The sequence below is a fragment of the Segetibacter koreensis DSM 18137 genome, from assembly GCF_000374045.1.
GTDB lineage: Bacteria > Bacteroidota > Bacteroidia > Chitinophagales > Chitinophagaceae > Segetibacter > Segetibacter koreensis.
On the sequence record NZ_KB893348.1, the window covers coordinates 246,270 to 261,143 of the forward strand.

At 35.5% G+C, this 14,874-nt stretch carries 12 protein-coding genes; 5 read left to right on the forward strand and 7 right to left on the reverse strand.

Going from position 1 to position 14,874, the window contains the following annotated elements:
- Positions 1–57 precede the first annotated feature (57 nt).
- The 3 genes from B154_RS0120490 to lptC are packed head-to-tail and all read left to right on the forward strand — an operon-like array spanning position 58 to position 2,651.
- A complete protein-coding gene (locus tag B154_RS0120490; protein ID WP_018616236.1) occupies positions 58–792 on the forward strand; it encodes a type III pantothenate kinase in 735 nt (244 codons plus the stop codon).
- The gene (gene bamG / locus B154_RS0120495) at positions 755–2,083 is read left to right on the forward strand and encodes a BamG family beta-barrel-assembly machinery protein (RefSeq protein ID WP_157580896.1); all 1,329 of its coding nucleotides are present in this window, start codon (positions 755–757) and stop codon (positions 2,081–2,083) included. Before B154_RS0120490 ends, bamG begins: the two co-directional genes overlap by 38 nt.
- Positions 2,076–2,651 carry an LPS export ABC transporter periplasmic protein LptC gene (gene lptC, locus B154_RS0120500; protein WP_018616238.1) on the forward strand — a complete coding sequence of 192 codons (576 nt, stop codon included), beginning with the start codon at positions 2,076–2,078 and terminating at the stop codon, positions 2,649–2,651. Before bamG ends, lptC begins: the two co-directional genes overlap by 8 nt.
- 93 nt (positions 2,652–2,744) lie before the next feature.
- Here lptC and B154_RS0120505 read toward each other — a convergent pair whose 3' ends face one another.
- The 6 genes from B154_RS0120505 to B154_RS0120530 form a co-directional block, all read right to left on the reverse strand.
- The gene (locus B154_RS0120505) at positions 2,745–3,182 is read right to left on the reverse strand and encodes a hypothetical protein (protein WP_018616239.1); all 438 of its coding nucleotides are present in this window, start codon (positions 3,180–3,182) and stop codon (positions 2,745–2,747) included.
- 198 nt (positions 3,183–3,380) lie between these two features.
- On the reverse strand, positions 3,381–3,740 hold the full coding sequence (locus B154_RS0120510; RefSeq protein ID WP_018616240.1) for a response regulator: 360 nt from the start codon (positions 3,738–3,740) through the stop codon (positions 3,381–3,383).
- 243 nt (positions 3,741–3,983) lie between these two features.
- Entirely contained in the window at positions 3,984–4,610 is a 627-nt protein-coding gene (locus B154_RS0120515) for a response regulator (protein ID WP_018616241.1), read from the reverse strand.
- A gap of 161 nt (positions 4,611–4,771) precedes the next feature.
- Complete coding sequence (locus B154_RS30930; protein ID WP_018616242.1) at positions 4,772–7,774, reverse strand: PAS domain S-box protein; 3,003 nt, start codon at positions 7,772–7,774, stop codon at positions 4,772–4,774.
- Between the two features lie 521 nt (positions 7,775–8,295).
- Entirely contained in the window at positions 8,296–9,168 is an 873-nt protein-coding gene (locus B154_RS29265) for an alkaline phosphatase family protein (protein WP_018616243.1), read from the reverse strand.
- A gap of 57 nt (positions 9,169–9,225) precedes the next feature.
- The gene (locus B154_RS0120530; RefSeq protein WP_018616244.1) at positions 9,226–9,480 is read right to left on the reverse strand and encodes a hypothetical protein; all 255 of its coding nucleotides are present in this window, start codon (positions 9,478–9,480) and stop codon (positions 9,226–9,228) included.
- 193 nt (positions 9,481–9,673) lie between these two features.
- Here B154_RS0120530 and B154_RS0120535 point away from each other — a divergent pair, with 193 nt between their 5' ends.
- A complete protein-coding gene (locus tag B154_RS0120535) occupies positions 9,674–12,718 on the forward strand; it encodes a ligand-binding sensor domain-containing protein (protein ID WP_018616245.1) in 3,045 nt (1,014 codons plus the stop codon).
- A gap of 80 nt (positions 12,719–12,798) precedes the next feature.
- Positions 12,799–14,532 (forward strand): ABC transporter ATP-binding protein, encoded by a 1,734-nt coding sequence (locus B154_RS33660; protein ID WP_018616246.1) that lies wholly within the window; start codon positions 12,799–12,801, stop codon positions 14,530–14,532.
- Positions 14,533–14,568: 36 nt separating this feature from the next.
- Here the strand turns inward: B154_RS33660 and B154_RS0120545 are convergent, their stop codons facing one another.
- Positions 14,569–14,874: a hypothetical protein gene (locus B154_RS0120545; RefSeq protein ID WP_018616247.1), complete on the reverse strand. Its 306-nt coding sequence runs from the start codon at positions 14,872–14,874 to the stop codon at positions 14,569–14,571.

The following is a 14,874-nucleotide window of genomic DNA, read 5'->3' on the forward strand; positions in this document are numbered from 1 at the left end:
ATTGTTTTATAATTTATTGCCTTTAAAACCCTCTATTTCTTTAATCGTAGTTCTGTTATGACAACTCTTTGTTTCGACTTTGGAAATACCCGTCTTAAATGTGCTGTTTTTATTAATAAAGATTTTGCCGAAGAATTGATATTGCCTGATGATTCTGCTGCAGAAATGAAAAAGCTTTTAGAAAAGTATCAGCCTCATCGCTCTATTCTTTCCTCAGTAATTGATCATAATCCTGCAGTTGAAGAAATTCTGAAGGAAAAAACGACTTTTCATAAACTTTCTTACGATAGTAAATTGCCTGTTACATCACCTGTCGGCAAACCTCATACCATTGGAGCAGACAGGATAGCGATGGTTGTAGCTGCAGTAAACCTTTACCCTGATCAGCATAACCTGGTAATAGGGCTTGGCTCCTGCATCACCTACAATTTTGTCAACAAGTATCACCAGTTTATAGGGGGAAGTATTTCTCCGGGTATGGAAATGCGTTTTAAGTCGCTCGAATACTACACGGCAAAACTACCACTTGTAGAGGCTGACTGGAATTTTCCTCTTTTGGGCTATGATACCAAAACCAATATTCAAAGTGGGGTAATTGCCGGAATGGCAAAAGAAATAGATGGAATTATAGATTTATATAAGGAAAAGTACGAGAACTTTAACGTGCATTTAACCGGTGGGGATATATCCTGGTTTGCTTCCCTGCTTAAAAATAAGATATTTGCAGACCCTTCTTTAATATACAAAGGGCTTTATGCCATCAGTGACTACAATCATGAATCCAAAACTTAGCTTTATTGTTTTTCTTATACTAACTTTTTATACTGCAAACGCACAGGAAAACTCGCCTTTTTCGAGATATGGATTGGGAGATGTCTATCCTTCTCAAAATGTTATCAACCGTGCAATGGGTAATATCTCAAGCACTTATGCAAATGGTCAGAGCGTCAATCTAGGCAATCCTGCTGCTTATAGCGAATTAAAGATTGTAACATACGATATTGGTGTAGCACTTGATACCCGCTCGTTAAAAAGCGCTAATCCTGTATTGAAATACAACTCTGTTAATCTGACTCCCTCTTATGTAGCCTTGGGTATGCCGTTGAGCAAAAAGCACAATTTAGGGCTTGCTTTCGGGCTAAAGCCATTGTCTCGGGTTAGCTATTCTATTCAAGACAATAAGAGAATTTATGGGGATAGCATTAATTATTTGTATGAAGGAGACGGCGGTCTTTACCAGGCTTTTGTAGGTATCGGCAAGCGCTGGGGCGGACTGCGAATTGGCATAAATACAGGATATATGTTTGGCACTAAACAAAATAGTACAATAACCACTCCTGTAGACAGTGTTTCTACCTACACATCTAATTCACAAACGCTTACTACTTTCAACAAGATATTTTTCAATGCAGGCCTTCAATATGATGCGATGTTAAGTAAGACAACGACCTTGCGATTTGGCTTTTCTGGCAATCTGAAACAAAAGTTGAATGCGCAGCAACAAATAAACAGGGAAACAATTACTTACGACGCAAATGGCTCTATGCAGAAAGTGGACAGTATTTACCAACCACAGGAGAAAGCAGGAAAAATTGAATTTCCCCTTTCATATGCTGCAGGCATAAGTCTCAATTCAAGTGTTATAGATCATTTAGGTAACAAATTTGAAAAAAGCATACTGGCAGTTGAATATGAAACAACCAAATGGGCAGATTACCGTTTCTTTGATCAGCCTGATAAACTTATTAATAGTTGGCAGTTTAAAGTTGGCGGACAGTTAACACCTAATCCCTTAAGCATTAAAAGTTATTGGGACAGAGTTAATTACCGCGCCGGATTTTACTATGGTAAAGAAGCTTTAAATGTAGAGGGGAATGAATTGCCGGTGTATGCGCTAACATTAGGAGCAGGCTTGCCTATTCGTAAATGGAGATCTTTTGACAACCAATATACTATTATTAATACTGCAATAGAAATTGGAAAAAGAGGAAATAAGAACAATAATATAACAGAAAGCTTTTTCCGGCTCTCCTTCGGACTTAACTTAAGTGATATTTGGTTTATAAAAAGAAAATATGAATAATGGAACTTTAAGGATATTCAAAATAGCAGCAGCCTTTTTTCTCGGCTGCTTTTTTGTTTGTTCCTGCGAGAATGACATTCGTGAAGTGCAAAATTTAAATCAGAAAACGCTTGGAATTGAGGAAGCAAAAGGGATCGAAAGCTATCTTAGCCAGGATGGAAAAGTAAAAGCTAAGCTAACCGCACCACTAATGCTTCGATACCAGTTAGATACGCCCAAAGTGGAATTTCCTAATTCTCTTAGAGTTGATTTTTTTGATGACAGTACAAAAGTAGAAAGTAAACTTTTTTCAAAATATGGCCGATACCTCGAAAATGAAAACAAGGTTTTTTTAAGGGACAGCGTGGTTGTTTTTAATATGTCGGGCGATACGCTTTTTTGTAAAGAATTGTATTGGGATCAGAATAAAGCAATTTTTTATACTGATAAAAATGTCATCATACACAAGCCTGACCAAAAGGTATTTGGAAATGGCTTAATTGCTGATCAGAGCTTCAAATGGTTTACTATTAAACATCCTCACGACAGTTATCTTAATATTCCTGACAGTTCTTTTTTAGGAGATTAAATAACACCTGTGTAAGCCCCTTTTCAGAGGCTTACATAATCAAGTGTTGGGGGATTATAACGATTTGTTATTTATTTTATTACTATAGTTTCATCAAAACAATGGGTCCCTGGTAAACTTATAAGTACTGTGTTCAGGGTAATTAAAAAAAGACGATATAGTAGATCTAGTCACTGAAAGTTGATGAATAATCCTCGGTAAATCTTTTATTTCCTGCGGTTTAATTAAAACAACACCAGTTGGAATTTCAATATCATTATTCTTAAACTCCTCATAAATGAATTTGGACACAATCATTAACGAAAAGCAATTTTTCTCTTTATAAATCTTTAAGGAAGAAGCGATTTCTGCGTTAAATTCAAGTCCCCAAACTATAACATCTGTTTGTTTTGAAATTAAAGAAAATGCTTTTTCTGCCGTTGATGCTGCTGAAATTGTAGCTATGTTGTTCAGTTCAATTACTTGTTCCAATAATGTTTTATCAACAGCTATACTACCTTCAACAATTAAAACATTCAATCTTCTTTCCATTCTCTTTTTGTGTTTGCAAAGAAAGTCTAAGTGCATTTACTGGCAAATAGAGCAAAATTTTAATCTTCTGTAGAATATAATAAGTAAATCCTGTAGTATATGTTCGACAAACGATGATTAGGTTAAACATCACTGATAAATAAAGGAAGGAAGTAACAGATGTAAGATGTGTAATATTTGCAATAAAAAAATCGATAATTAATGAAAAAGGGAAGCAATAAGTAGTGGTAGCTTTTCGAATTCTTTTGATTTATCAATAAAAAAATCTGCGCCTAGTTTTTTTGACCACGCCTTATAATAGTCATCACTTTGATTTGTACACATAATTATTGTGGTAGCAAACTTGTTATCTTTTAGATACCTTACCAAATCAATTCCACTCTTGTCAGGCAAATCGATATCTAATATTGCTAAATCAGGTTTTAAATCTTCCAGTATAGCAACAGCATGAGCATAGGTTCCGCAGGTTGTTAAATGAGTAATTTCCTTAAATTCTTTAAGAAGTTCTTCAAATTTTTTAACGATTAAAGGAGAATCATCAACGATCAGAACTTTCATTTTTTCTATTTGAATATGAGACTCAATAGAATTACAACAATAAATAGGATTATTGGGTGTTAAGAGGGTCATTCATAGAGAAAAGCAGGAATGGGATAGTAGCAAATCAGAAGTATCAAACTCTTTGCCAGCGCAAAATTCTCTTACATCAGTAATTTTTGTCGATTAATTTATTAAACCAAGTATTACCTTTTTATGTCCTTATGTCATAACCTCTACAAATTCTTCAATTACTATCTTTTTTCAAATGAGTTTATGCTCCAAGGCGTATTGTGTAAGATCCGCATTGGTTTTCATGTTCATTTTTGCCATTATTCGAGCACGATAAGTACTTATGGTCGTAACACTTAAATAGAACATGCTGGCTATTTCTGATACTGACTTTCCTGCCGCAAGCAGTTTCAATACTTCAAACTCCCGGTCAGATAAAAGCTCATGGGGCAACTTATTTGATTGATCATTAAAAGTAGAAGCAAGCTTTTCGGCAATGGAAGCTGTAATATATTTTTTTCCTGATAAAACTTTGTGTATCGCGTTTACCAATTCTTCCGTAGCAAGATCCTTATTTAAGTATCCGGCAGCGCCTGCTTTTAAAGCTCGGATCGCATATTGTTCTTCGGGATGCACACTTAATACTAGTACGGGAATTTTGGGGTGATTTTGCTTGATATACTGCAATGCTTCTAAACCACTTCTTCCCGGCATAGAAAGATCGGTAACTACTACATCCCACGCATCGGCATTGACTGTTTTTATCAAATCTTCTGCATCTCCTACCTCATGAATTTCAGCAGATTGAAATTCTTCAAGTAAGATATCTTTTAGACCCCTTCTTACAACAGCGTGATCATCGGCAATCAAAATACGCATTAATTTTAACCTCTTTTAAATCAACTGATTATACAAAAGTAAAATCTACTTCATATTTTTCTTCGTTTTAATGTTAAATTACGTCAATTCGAATATATTCTACAGTTTCATTAAACCCAACGAGTGCAATTATATGCTTTTATTCGTTGTTGTTTAGCTACTTATATCAAAGATATTTGCACAGAAACCTCTGTACCTTTCCCAGGTTCACTTGCAATATTATACTTTCCATTTAACATTGCTACCCGCTCTTTCATTCCTAATAGACCCAGCGTTTTTCGTTCCCCCTTTTTAGTTACATCAAACCCCGAACCATTATCGGAGATAAACAGGTTGAGAAAATTATCGAACTTTTCTAGTCTGCAAATTACCTTAGTGGCATGTGCATGTCTTGCAACGTTAGTCAAAGACTCTTGTAATATTCTAAACACACCAATTGAAATATCGGGGGAAAACTTGTTATCACTAACATTAGAAGAAAACTCTACAGGAATACCAGTGTGCCTGGTAAAATCGTTGCTTTGCCATTCTATGGCATCTGCAAGACCAAGATTATCGAGGATGCTTGGCCTTAATTCTGTTGATATTTTTCTTACACTGTTAATAGTTCCATCAATCAGTTCAAGCATTCCTTTTATTTTAAGGTCTACATTTTCATCCCGCGTTGGTATTTTTTTATTTAACCATGAAATATCCATTTTCAGAACGGTTAACTGCTGACCCAGCTCGTCATGTATTTCCCGCGCCATTTTTGTTCTTTCCTCTTCTCTTATATTTTGAAGATGAGACGCAAGTTCACGTAGCTGTTTATTCATTTGCAGCAACTCTTCCTGGCTTTTTTTCTGTTCAGTAATGTCATTAGCCGTAACCAAAAGCTCTGTTACTTTTTTTTCTTCATTTTTTATGGGTATTATAGTTACCTCAGCAGTTTTTAATCCCGAAGGAAGTTCATTGCAGGTTATAAATTTTATGATTTGTCCCAAAGCAATAGCATCACTAAAGGCCTGCGTAAACTTGTCAATATTTCTTAAAGGAATTACCTCTCCAAAATTTTTACCTATTGCTTCCTCTTTTTTTATTCCAATAAGTGTTGTATACGCGGTATTTACAGCTTCATATCTATACTTGCCATTTTCTTCTACTTTTAAAAGCCACATTGCATTGAGCGTACTGTTGTAAATCAGCGATAATTGCTCCTCATTTTGTTGCAATTGTTTTTCTGCTTTCTTTCGTTCAGTAATATCACGGAAATTAGCAATAATTGCATTTATATTAGGATCGTTCAGCGAATTAGTATACTTACATTCAATGTATTTATAACTTCCATCACCAAGTCTGCATCTTAATTCAAGCTGTTTTACACCCTGCGGATTATTAATAATATTTGCAAAAAAATCGAAATTTGTTTTCTTGTCGTCAGGATGAAAATAGTTAAGGCGATCAGTGCCTACCATTTCTTCTTTTGTATATCCAAGCATCTTTTCGGCAGATGGACTGATATATAGAATAATACCTTTTGAAGAAAGTAACACTATACCATCAGAACTATTTTCTAACAAAGCCCTAAATCGCCTTTTTCGTGCAATTACTCGTTGCTCCGCCTGTTTTCTTTCTGTAATATTTAATAATGTAGATATAGAACCAGCGTATTTACCGTCTTTAAAAATGGGTGTAGACTGTACTAAAGTATGAATTGGGAGATTGTTATGATTATAAAAAGTAAGTTCATGAAGTTTCGAAATGCCTCGTTTTCTTTCCTCTATACTGTTCAGAGCCTTTTTCATGTCTTCTTTATAAAGGAAATCAAAGGCATTTCTTCCAATCATTTCTTCAACGGTGTGTCCTAAAAGGGAAGCAAGATATTCATTCACAAAAAGGGTAATATTATTTTCATCGATCTGCCATATACCCTCTTGTAAAGTTTCTACAATTTTTCTAAATCTCTCCTGGCTTTCTTTCAGTGCCAGTTCCGCTTTTTTATTATTGGTAATGTCGCGAAAATAGATGGAAAGGCCATTAGCTGAGGGATAGATGGACCCTTCCAACCACTTATTCAGTGGAGGATAATAGTCTTGCACCTGAACTACTTTTTGTTCTTCCATTGCTTGACAACAAGCATAATAAAATGTATGGTTAATCACTTCCGGAAATTCCTTCCATATGTTTTTACCAATCATTTCCTTTGTTTCCTTTCCGTGTATCCTACTGGCTTCTCTATTTACATAAGTAAAATTCCAGTTATTATCTAGTCCAACAAAACCATCTGTAATCCGTTCAAAAATGCTAACGACTTCTTCGGTTTTATCTTTTACCCTGTGTTCAAGTCGGTCATTTAACTCCTTTAATTCTTGTTCTAATGCTTTGCGTGTGGTAATATCTTTTGCCACAACCACAAATCCTGTTATAATGGCTAGTTCATTTTTTAATACTGTCGCCGAAACCAACGTCCATTTTTCAAAATTATTTTTATGATAGTGCTTAATCTCCCCCACCCAACAACCTTTTTTTTGAAGAATAGTTAATATTTCTTCTCTTCTCCAGTAAGGATTTGAGCTCATCCATAAATTAAAAATACTTTTACCAATCACTTCTTTTTCCTCAAACCCGTATATTGACTCAGCGCCTTTATTCCAGCTGACTATGTTATAATTTTTTCCAACTGAAATAATGGCGTCATTTACCTTATTTACCAGGCCGGCCAGGTAGGTGATCTGGTCATCCTTTTTCTTGATTTCATCAATGTCTTTAATTACTGATACCGTTCCTTTTATATCGTCATGATTACCATCATTTGCTGAAGCAAGTATAAAAGTTTTTTTGTTTTCTATAAAAGCCCTCAGACAAAGTGTTACATTTATAACGGTCTTGTCTTTTCGCTTAAAGACCGTTGGAATAATTGCGTACTGCTCTTTGCTGGTAAGAACACTGGTAAAAAGTGTGGCAATCATTTCAGAAGTAAAATTTCCATCGACATCTGCAGGTCCCAATTCAAGCAACTCCTTTTTTGTATAACCTAAAGATGTAAGAGCGGTTTTGTTTGCATCTACAATTTTCATGAGTTGGGGATCAATAATGAAAATATTGTCTGATGAACAAGCAAAGGCTGCCTTTAAAAGACAGATATCTTCCCAATGGTTATTTTCATAAGTCGGGTTAATTGACATACAAAAAAATTAAATTCAAGAAAAATAAGGGTTAAAATTACCTTTTAAAGTACATGGGAGACCTAACTGATTAGCAACGAAAAGTTAAAGAACAAAACATGCATGATTATTCTTGGTTAAGTCAGATTAAGACGGCGAATCAAACTATAACTTTTAACCTCAACAGAAAACCTGTATAATCAAAGAACGATAATTATTTGAGCGATAAATTTCACTAATTAGTGGCATTGTATTTTTAGATATTCAAATTATTTTTGAAACACTATAAATTAATTTAATTATCAGTCATATAATTGCAACTTAAACTGATTAGGCTATTATCTTTATTAGGTTTTAGGCTTATTGTTGTAGTAACTTTAATAACAAATAAGCTGGAAAGTCTTCGTTTTTAAAATCCCCCTAAAAAGAGGCCTTCACTCATTTGTGAAGGCTTCTAATTTTCTTAAATGGTTTTATAAGATTTATGGTAACTATAATAAAAAATTTTAGAAGCATAAAAGTTTGCCTAATGAACTTACTCATCATTGCCAACAACCGTTTATGCTAGTTCTTGTACGTAAATTGGTTGTCCAGTTTGAAGGGGCAAAAAACATATCGCAAATAGTGCGTGTCCAATTGTAATGATCATAGACTGTTGTTGCCTTGTAATTTACTTTTACATGTTGTCCTAAAGCTATAACGGGTATTCGATTGCCTGCTGAACCATCATCTTCATCGAAATAAATAACAAATATGCTGTTGTGAGTTCTGCACCATTCTGCTAGTGAAGATAAATGAGTCTTTAACCATTCATCTCCTGCCGACACACTACCATCGTGCATGTCATTCATCAAGTTAGGACTAATACATACCACATTTTCGAGTTTTGTATAATCTGTAGGAAAAGTTGAAAAGGGTTTGTTTATTGAAGGCGGAACATTTGCAAAAATGGGAGTAGGATTAATCTTTTCCACGTAGTAGCCAGATTTACATACTATGCTGCCTGTTAATGGTAATCCTTCGCTATACCATGCAAACGATTTACCTACACTATTTAATTCTGTAAAAAGGTTTGGGGCTCTAAGAGCTGTCGAATCTATGCAATTGTCATTAGTTATACCATTAGGCTGACCTGCAAAAAAATCTACATAGTTTGGATAACTCGGGTGAGTTATAGCATGCATATTGGTAAATAATGTTCCGCTTGCAACAAGGGAATTAATATAGGGAGCATCAGTGCTTCCTATGATGCTACTATATTTTTTGTTCTCAAACCAAACAAAAATAATATGGTCAGGATGCGGGAGAGGTGTGCTAATTTCCTGGCTTTGTATATTTCGAATATCCTTTTTACAGCCGAAAAAAGGAAGGATCAGGAATATTAGTAAAGATGGAGACTTTACACGGAGTACCATTTTGCCTTACAATTTATAAAAATTGACCAAGTTTTAAGCCAGACTGGCAAGCGCGTTTTAAAAGAATCTATAAAATACAATATCAGCAGGCTCACCTGACAATAACTCCCTCTCCTTATATTTTTTGTTGTTGTGCAGTTTATTAAGAAATGAATAGTGATCGCTTTGATCGGTAGCAGGTACTAAACATCTACAACTGGGCAGCTGACTATTTTTAGTTGCAGAAATGTTTTGATTGTTGCAACGGGCAATAATACCATTAGTAATAATTATTGTAACAATAGAAATTAAAATAATAATAACTTTTTGCATTTTTGATCAATATTATTTGCGATCTAATAATTTCTGCAGTAGCCTTTTTAGGAACATTTTATTAGCTATAAAATTGATTTTAATATCAGCGTATTCAAAGGACAAGCTGTATAAACTGGAAAAATGAGAGTATGAATTGTCTATAAATAATCCGGTTAGAGTATTAAATTTGATTATTGAATATTAAACTGCTTTGACGAAAATTATAATTTGTATTTTATCGGTTTTTTTTCAAATCCCTGCCTTTACCCAACAGGTCAAACAATATTCTTTTAAGCATTTTTCTGTTTCTAATGGACTTGCCTCAAACCGTGTTACTTCGATAAATCAGGATAAAGATGGCTACATCTGGTTAGCTACCACCAACGGACTGCAGCGGTATGACGGACATAGTTTTCTTACCTTCACGACACAAAAAAATAACCCTTCCACCATTCCTTCCAATGACATTAATACTTTATACTCTGATAAAAAAGGCAATCTTTGGCTTCTTACTGATAATAATACCGTTGGCATTTTTGACACAAAAAAATTTGTATATAATAACGTAAGATTACCAAAGGACACAGTAAATTATTTTCTGCCACAACATCTTGTTGAATTGCCAACTGGCGAACTGTTGCTTATTAAAAACAATCGGGCAGTTTTATGGTATGTTGAAGATAAAAACGAGTTTGTAAACGCAGATTACATATTACCACATCCTACCAGGTGGAAACCAAATGAAATAACCTGGGATGCCCGGATAAAAAGATACTGGATGAGTTGCGACTCAGGGTTAGTTCAATATGATCCGGCAACAAAACATTTAAATTACCAGGGGCATAATATTGATGCGGATCCTGTCATTAAAGCATTTGCCAATCAACGTTCTCCTGTCAATGTTCGTGTTGATGCCAAAGGAAACGTTTTTTTCTATTATTGGTATTTACATCAACCGGCACCATATTTAATGCGTTACAACCGTGAACTGGAACAGGCCGAACGTTATTTACTTAGCAACGAACTGCAAATAGGCTATCACGAGATCACAGGATTTTTATTGCAAAATAATGGAAGGTTATGGGTGTACGGTATGCCGTTTTTTGCAGAATGGACTGATGGAAAAAGACCCTTTATTTCTTTAGCCAATGAATACAAAAACGAGCAAAGTATAAACTTCGATTATCCTTTTCATGCTATAGAAGACCGGGAAAATAATATATGGATAGCGACAGACAATGGCGTATTTCTTTTTAATCCGGACGCACAGGTGTTTAATACTTATAATTTAGTAAGGCCTGGAGAAAAGATGCTGGAATCACCTGTACAGGCTGTAGCCGAAACAGGTGACGGAAGAATTTTTGTTGGGTGTTGGGGACAAGGTTTATTTTGCTTTGATACCGCATTTAATCCTCTTTCCTTGCCAGTTTCTTTTAAAAGCAGGTATAAGGATATGTTGATCTGGGACATGGCTTTTCACAGCAGAAGTAAAAAATTATGGATAACCCAGCAGGATGGAGTATTGGATGTGTATGATCCTAACGCAGATCGGACTGTAAGACTTGCGCCAAAGATTTTTCGAGGCTCCACCATAAGACAGATTGATGAGGATACATCGGGCAACTTGTGGTTTGGCACACAAAACGGCCAATTGATTAAATGGGATTACAAAAGGTCTGGCAACGATCCCTCAAAAGGATATGAAGTTATTTATCAGACTGCCCAAATTCTAAAGATTCATTATGACTACGCTGGTTATATATGGTTGGGTACTTTGGGCAAAGGCCTCATTAAAATTGATACCAGAACACATAAAGTTGTGCGCACTTTTACTACAAATAGCCAGCCCGGCGAAAGGATTTTTATGGATGCTCCTGGTGATATGACCTACTACAATGACAGTACATTACTTGTGTCAGCTCGCTGTTTAAATATCATTAATACAAAAACAAATAAAGTAAGCTTTATTACTTCAGAAGATGGCCTTCCTTCCAACACAACAGAGTCATTGCAACGTGACAGAAATGGAATTGTCTGGATTGGGATGTCAAACGGAATATGCCGGCTAAACCTTCAAAAAAAAGTGATTAGCTACTACGACAGGAGAGATGGAATCGCATATGATAAGTTTAGTATGGCAGGCGTAGAACAATTATCAGATAAAAGAATGATTTTTTTTACTGATCATAATTTTCTTGTTTTCGATCCTGCTAAAATAGCCCAGGGAAGTGATCCGCCAAGGCCATACATTACTTCTTTTAAACTTGCAGGAAATCCTTTGTCCATTGATTCGTTGTTGAATACCGGTAAAGTCATCCTTAAATACAATAACACTTCTATCGGTATTAACTTCAGCGCATTAAGTTATTTGTATCAACGGAAACTGCATTATTACTATCAATTGCAGGGGTTGGATAAGGACTGGATACATTCTGACCATCCCACAGAAATTGTTTACAATTATTTGTCACCAGGTAATTATGTTTTTAGAGTAAAAAGTGAAAATGCTGATGGCATTGCCAATGGTGCAATTGCTTCCATTCCTATAATTGTTGGAACTCCGGTTTGGAATCGGTGGTGGTTCTATGGCTTAATTGCACTTTTGATTGTATTAATCTTGTATTTGGTAGATAAGGAGCGGATGAATAAAAGGGAATCACTTCAGCAAATTCGTAGCCAGATTGGCCGTAACCTCGCCGATGAAATTACCACTACCCTGAATAATATTAATGTTCTCAGTGAGATTGCCAAAATAAAAGCAGACAAAAACATTGAGCAATCAAAAGAATACATTCAGCAAATCAGCGCTAAAAGCAGGTACATGACCGAGGCAATGGATGATATCATGTGGAGCATTAACCCGGAGAATGATAGCATGAAGAAAACAGTGATACGTATGAAAGAGTTAACAGAAGGAACAAGCAGTGTTTATGAAAAAAATATTGAGTTGATTGTAGGCGAAAAAGTGGAAACCCTTGAACTGGATATGAAAGTGCGGCACGAACTTTTTTTCTTTTATAAAGAAGCGATAACTTTTTTAGTGCACAACGTCAGCTGCCAACAAATTTTTGTAAATATTAAGCAGATGAAACCAAAGTTCATAATTGAAATTATTTGTGAATGTTTACAAGCAAATGATCTTAAAATGGCGTTTGAAAGGCTTGTTCAGAAAAGAGTAGAAGCGCTGCCGGCAACAATCGACGTACTCGCTGATACCAAAAGCTTCTCGGCAGTTCTTTATATTGATCTGAAATAATTGCTGCTAAAAGCGAAAAAATGCTCTTTTCCGGTCAATAATTCCAAACCTTGCAAAACTTACTTTTGTGGTAACTCTTTATGCAAAGTCTTCTTTCTATAAAAAATCTCTCAATTAGCTTTAGAAGCGAAGAAAAGACTTCTGCTGCCGTTACCAGTGTATCTATCGATGTACAAAAAGGAGAGCTGGTTGCTGTAGTTGGAGAGTCGGGTTCTGGCAAATCTGTTACTGCTTTATCTATTTTGAACTTGCTTCCTTCCCCGCTTGCGCAGTTTGAACAGGGCGAAATATGGTTTACAGATAAAGAAGGAAAAAGAACAAATCTTTTAAATGCTTCCCCGCAATATTTGAGGCACATACGTGGAAATGAAATTTCAATGATTTTCCAGGAACCGATGACTTCATTAAATCCTGTGTTTACATGTGGCAACCAGGTAATGGAAGCAATTGTTCTTCATCAAAAAATATCAAAGGAAAAAGCGAAGCAAAAAACCCTAGATTTATTTGATCAGGTTCAGCTTCCGTTACCTCCATTAATATATGACCGTTATCCTCACCAGTTAAGCGGTGGTCAAAAACAACGTGTTATGATTGCGATGGCTATGAGTTGCAATCCATCGTTACTTATATGCGACGAACCTACTACGGCTCTTGATGTCACAGTGCAAAAAAACATTCTGCAGTTGATAAAAACTCTTCAGCAACAAAAAAACATGGGAGTAATTTTTATATCGCATGACTTAGGAGTAGTTGCTGAAATTGCCGATAAAATAATAGTAATGTACAAAGGTCGCATCGTTGAAAAAGGCGAACGAAACGATGTTTATAAAAACCCTCAACATTCTTATACCAAAGCTTTGCTTGCATGCAGGCCGGCACTACATGCAAAAGGTGAAAGACTGCCTGTGGTCAGTGATTTTGTAAATGGTAAACTTACCAGCAATACCTCATTGCAGGAGACGCTTCCATTAAAACCAGTGTTAGTACAGCCGTTTACAGAAGCAGGTGTACCGCATCAACCTTTGCTCTCGGTGCAAAATTTAAAAGTTTGGTTTCCTGAAAAAAGAAAACTATTTGGAAAGGCAGGAACATTTATAAAAGCGGTTGATGATGTGAGCTTTGAATTGTATGAAGGAGAAACATTGGGTCTCGTAGGAGAATCAGGATGTGGTAAAAGCACTTTAGGAAGAAGTATATTACAATTGATTGAGCCAACAGAAGGCAATATAATTTTTAAAGGAAAAGATCTTCGGAAAGCGCGAAAAGAAGAATTGCGAATTTTACGAAAAGACATGCAAATCATTTTCCAGGATCCTTACTCTTCTCTAAATCCGAGAATGACTATTGGACAGGCAATAGGAGAACCTTTAGAAGTGCATAACCTGGTTAAAAATAAACGCGAAAAAAAGGAAAAGGTTATAGAATTGCTGGAAAAGGTAAATCTTGCACCTGACTATTATTCTCGATATCCACATGAGTTTAGCGGTGGACAAAGACAACGAATTGTTATTGCAAGAGCCCTGGCATTGCACCCGTCATTTATTATTTGTGATGAAAGCGTATCAGCACTTGATGTGAGTGTACAGGCACAGGTGCTTAACCTGTTAAATGACCTAAAAAAAGAATTTCGGTTTACTTATATCTTCATCTCACACGACCTTTCCGTAGTGCGGTATGTAAGCGACAGAATAATGGTAATGAACAAAGGGAAAATAGAAGAAACCGGAAACGCAGAAGATATCTACTTACATCCACAGAAAGATTACACAAAAAAACTTATAGCAAGTATGCCAAAAGGTTTTGTGGAAGCATGATCAAACTCTTATCGCAGTCTTACAAATTTTAAAGAATTATTTTAAATCCAGTTCCTGTGCTTCTGTTGTATTTTTTGCTTCTGCGTTGGTTTCTATAATACTCTGATACAACTTTTGCGATTCATGGGTAAGAAGATCGATATTAATAGTTATTTTGGGTAATAAATCTGTCAGGGTATTTATGCGACCTTCAACATTTAAAAATTTATTAAGCACTACTACTTTTCTTGCTTCTAAAATGCAATAGCCACTTTGAAAACTGCCTCTCTCGTATCTAACAATATATCCTGCTTCTTCCAGGACTTTTTCGATTTTATTAAGTGTTGCCTGATTATATTTCAT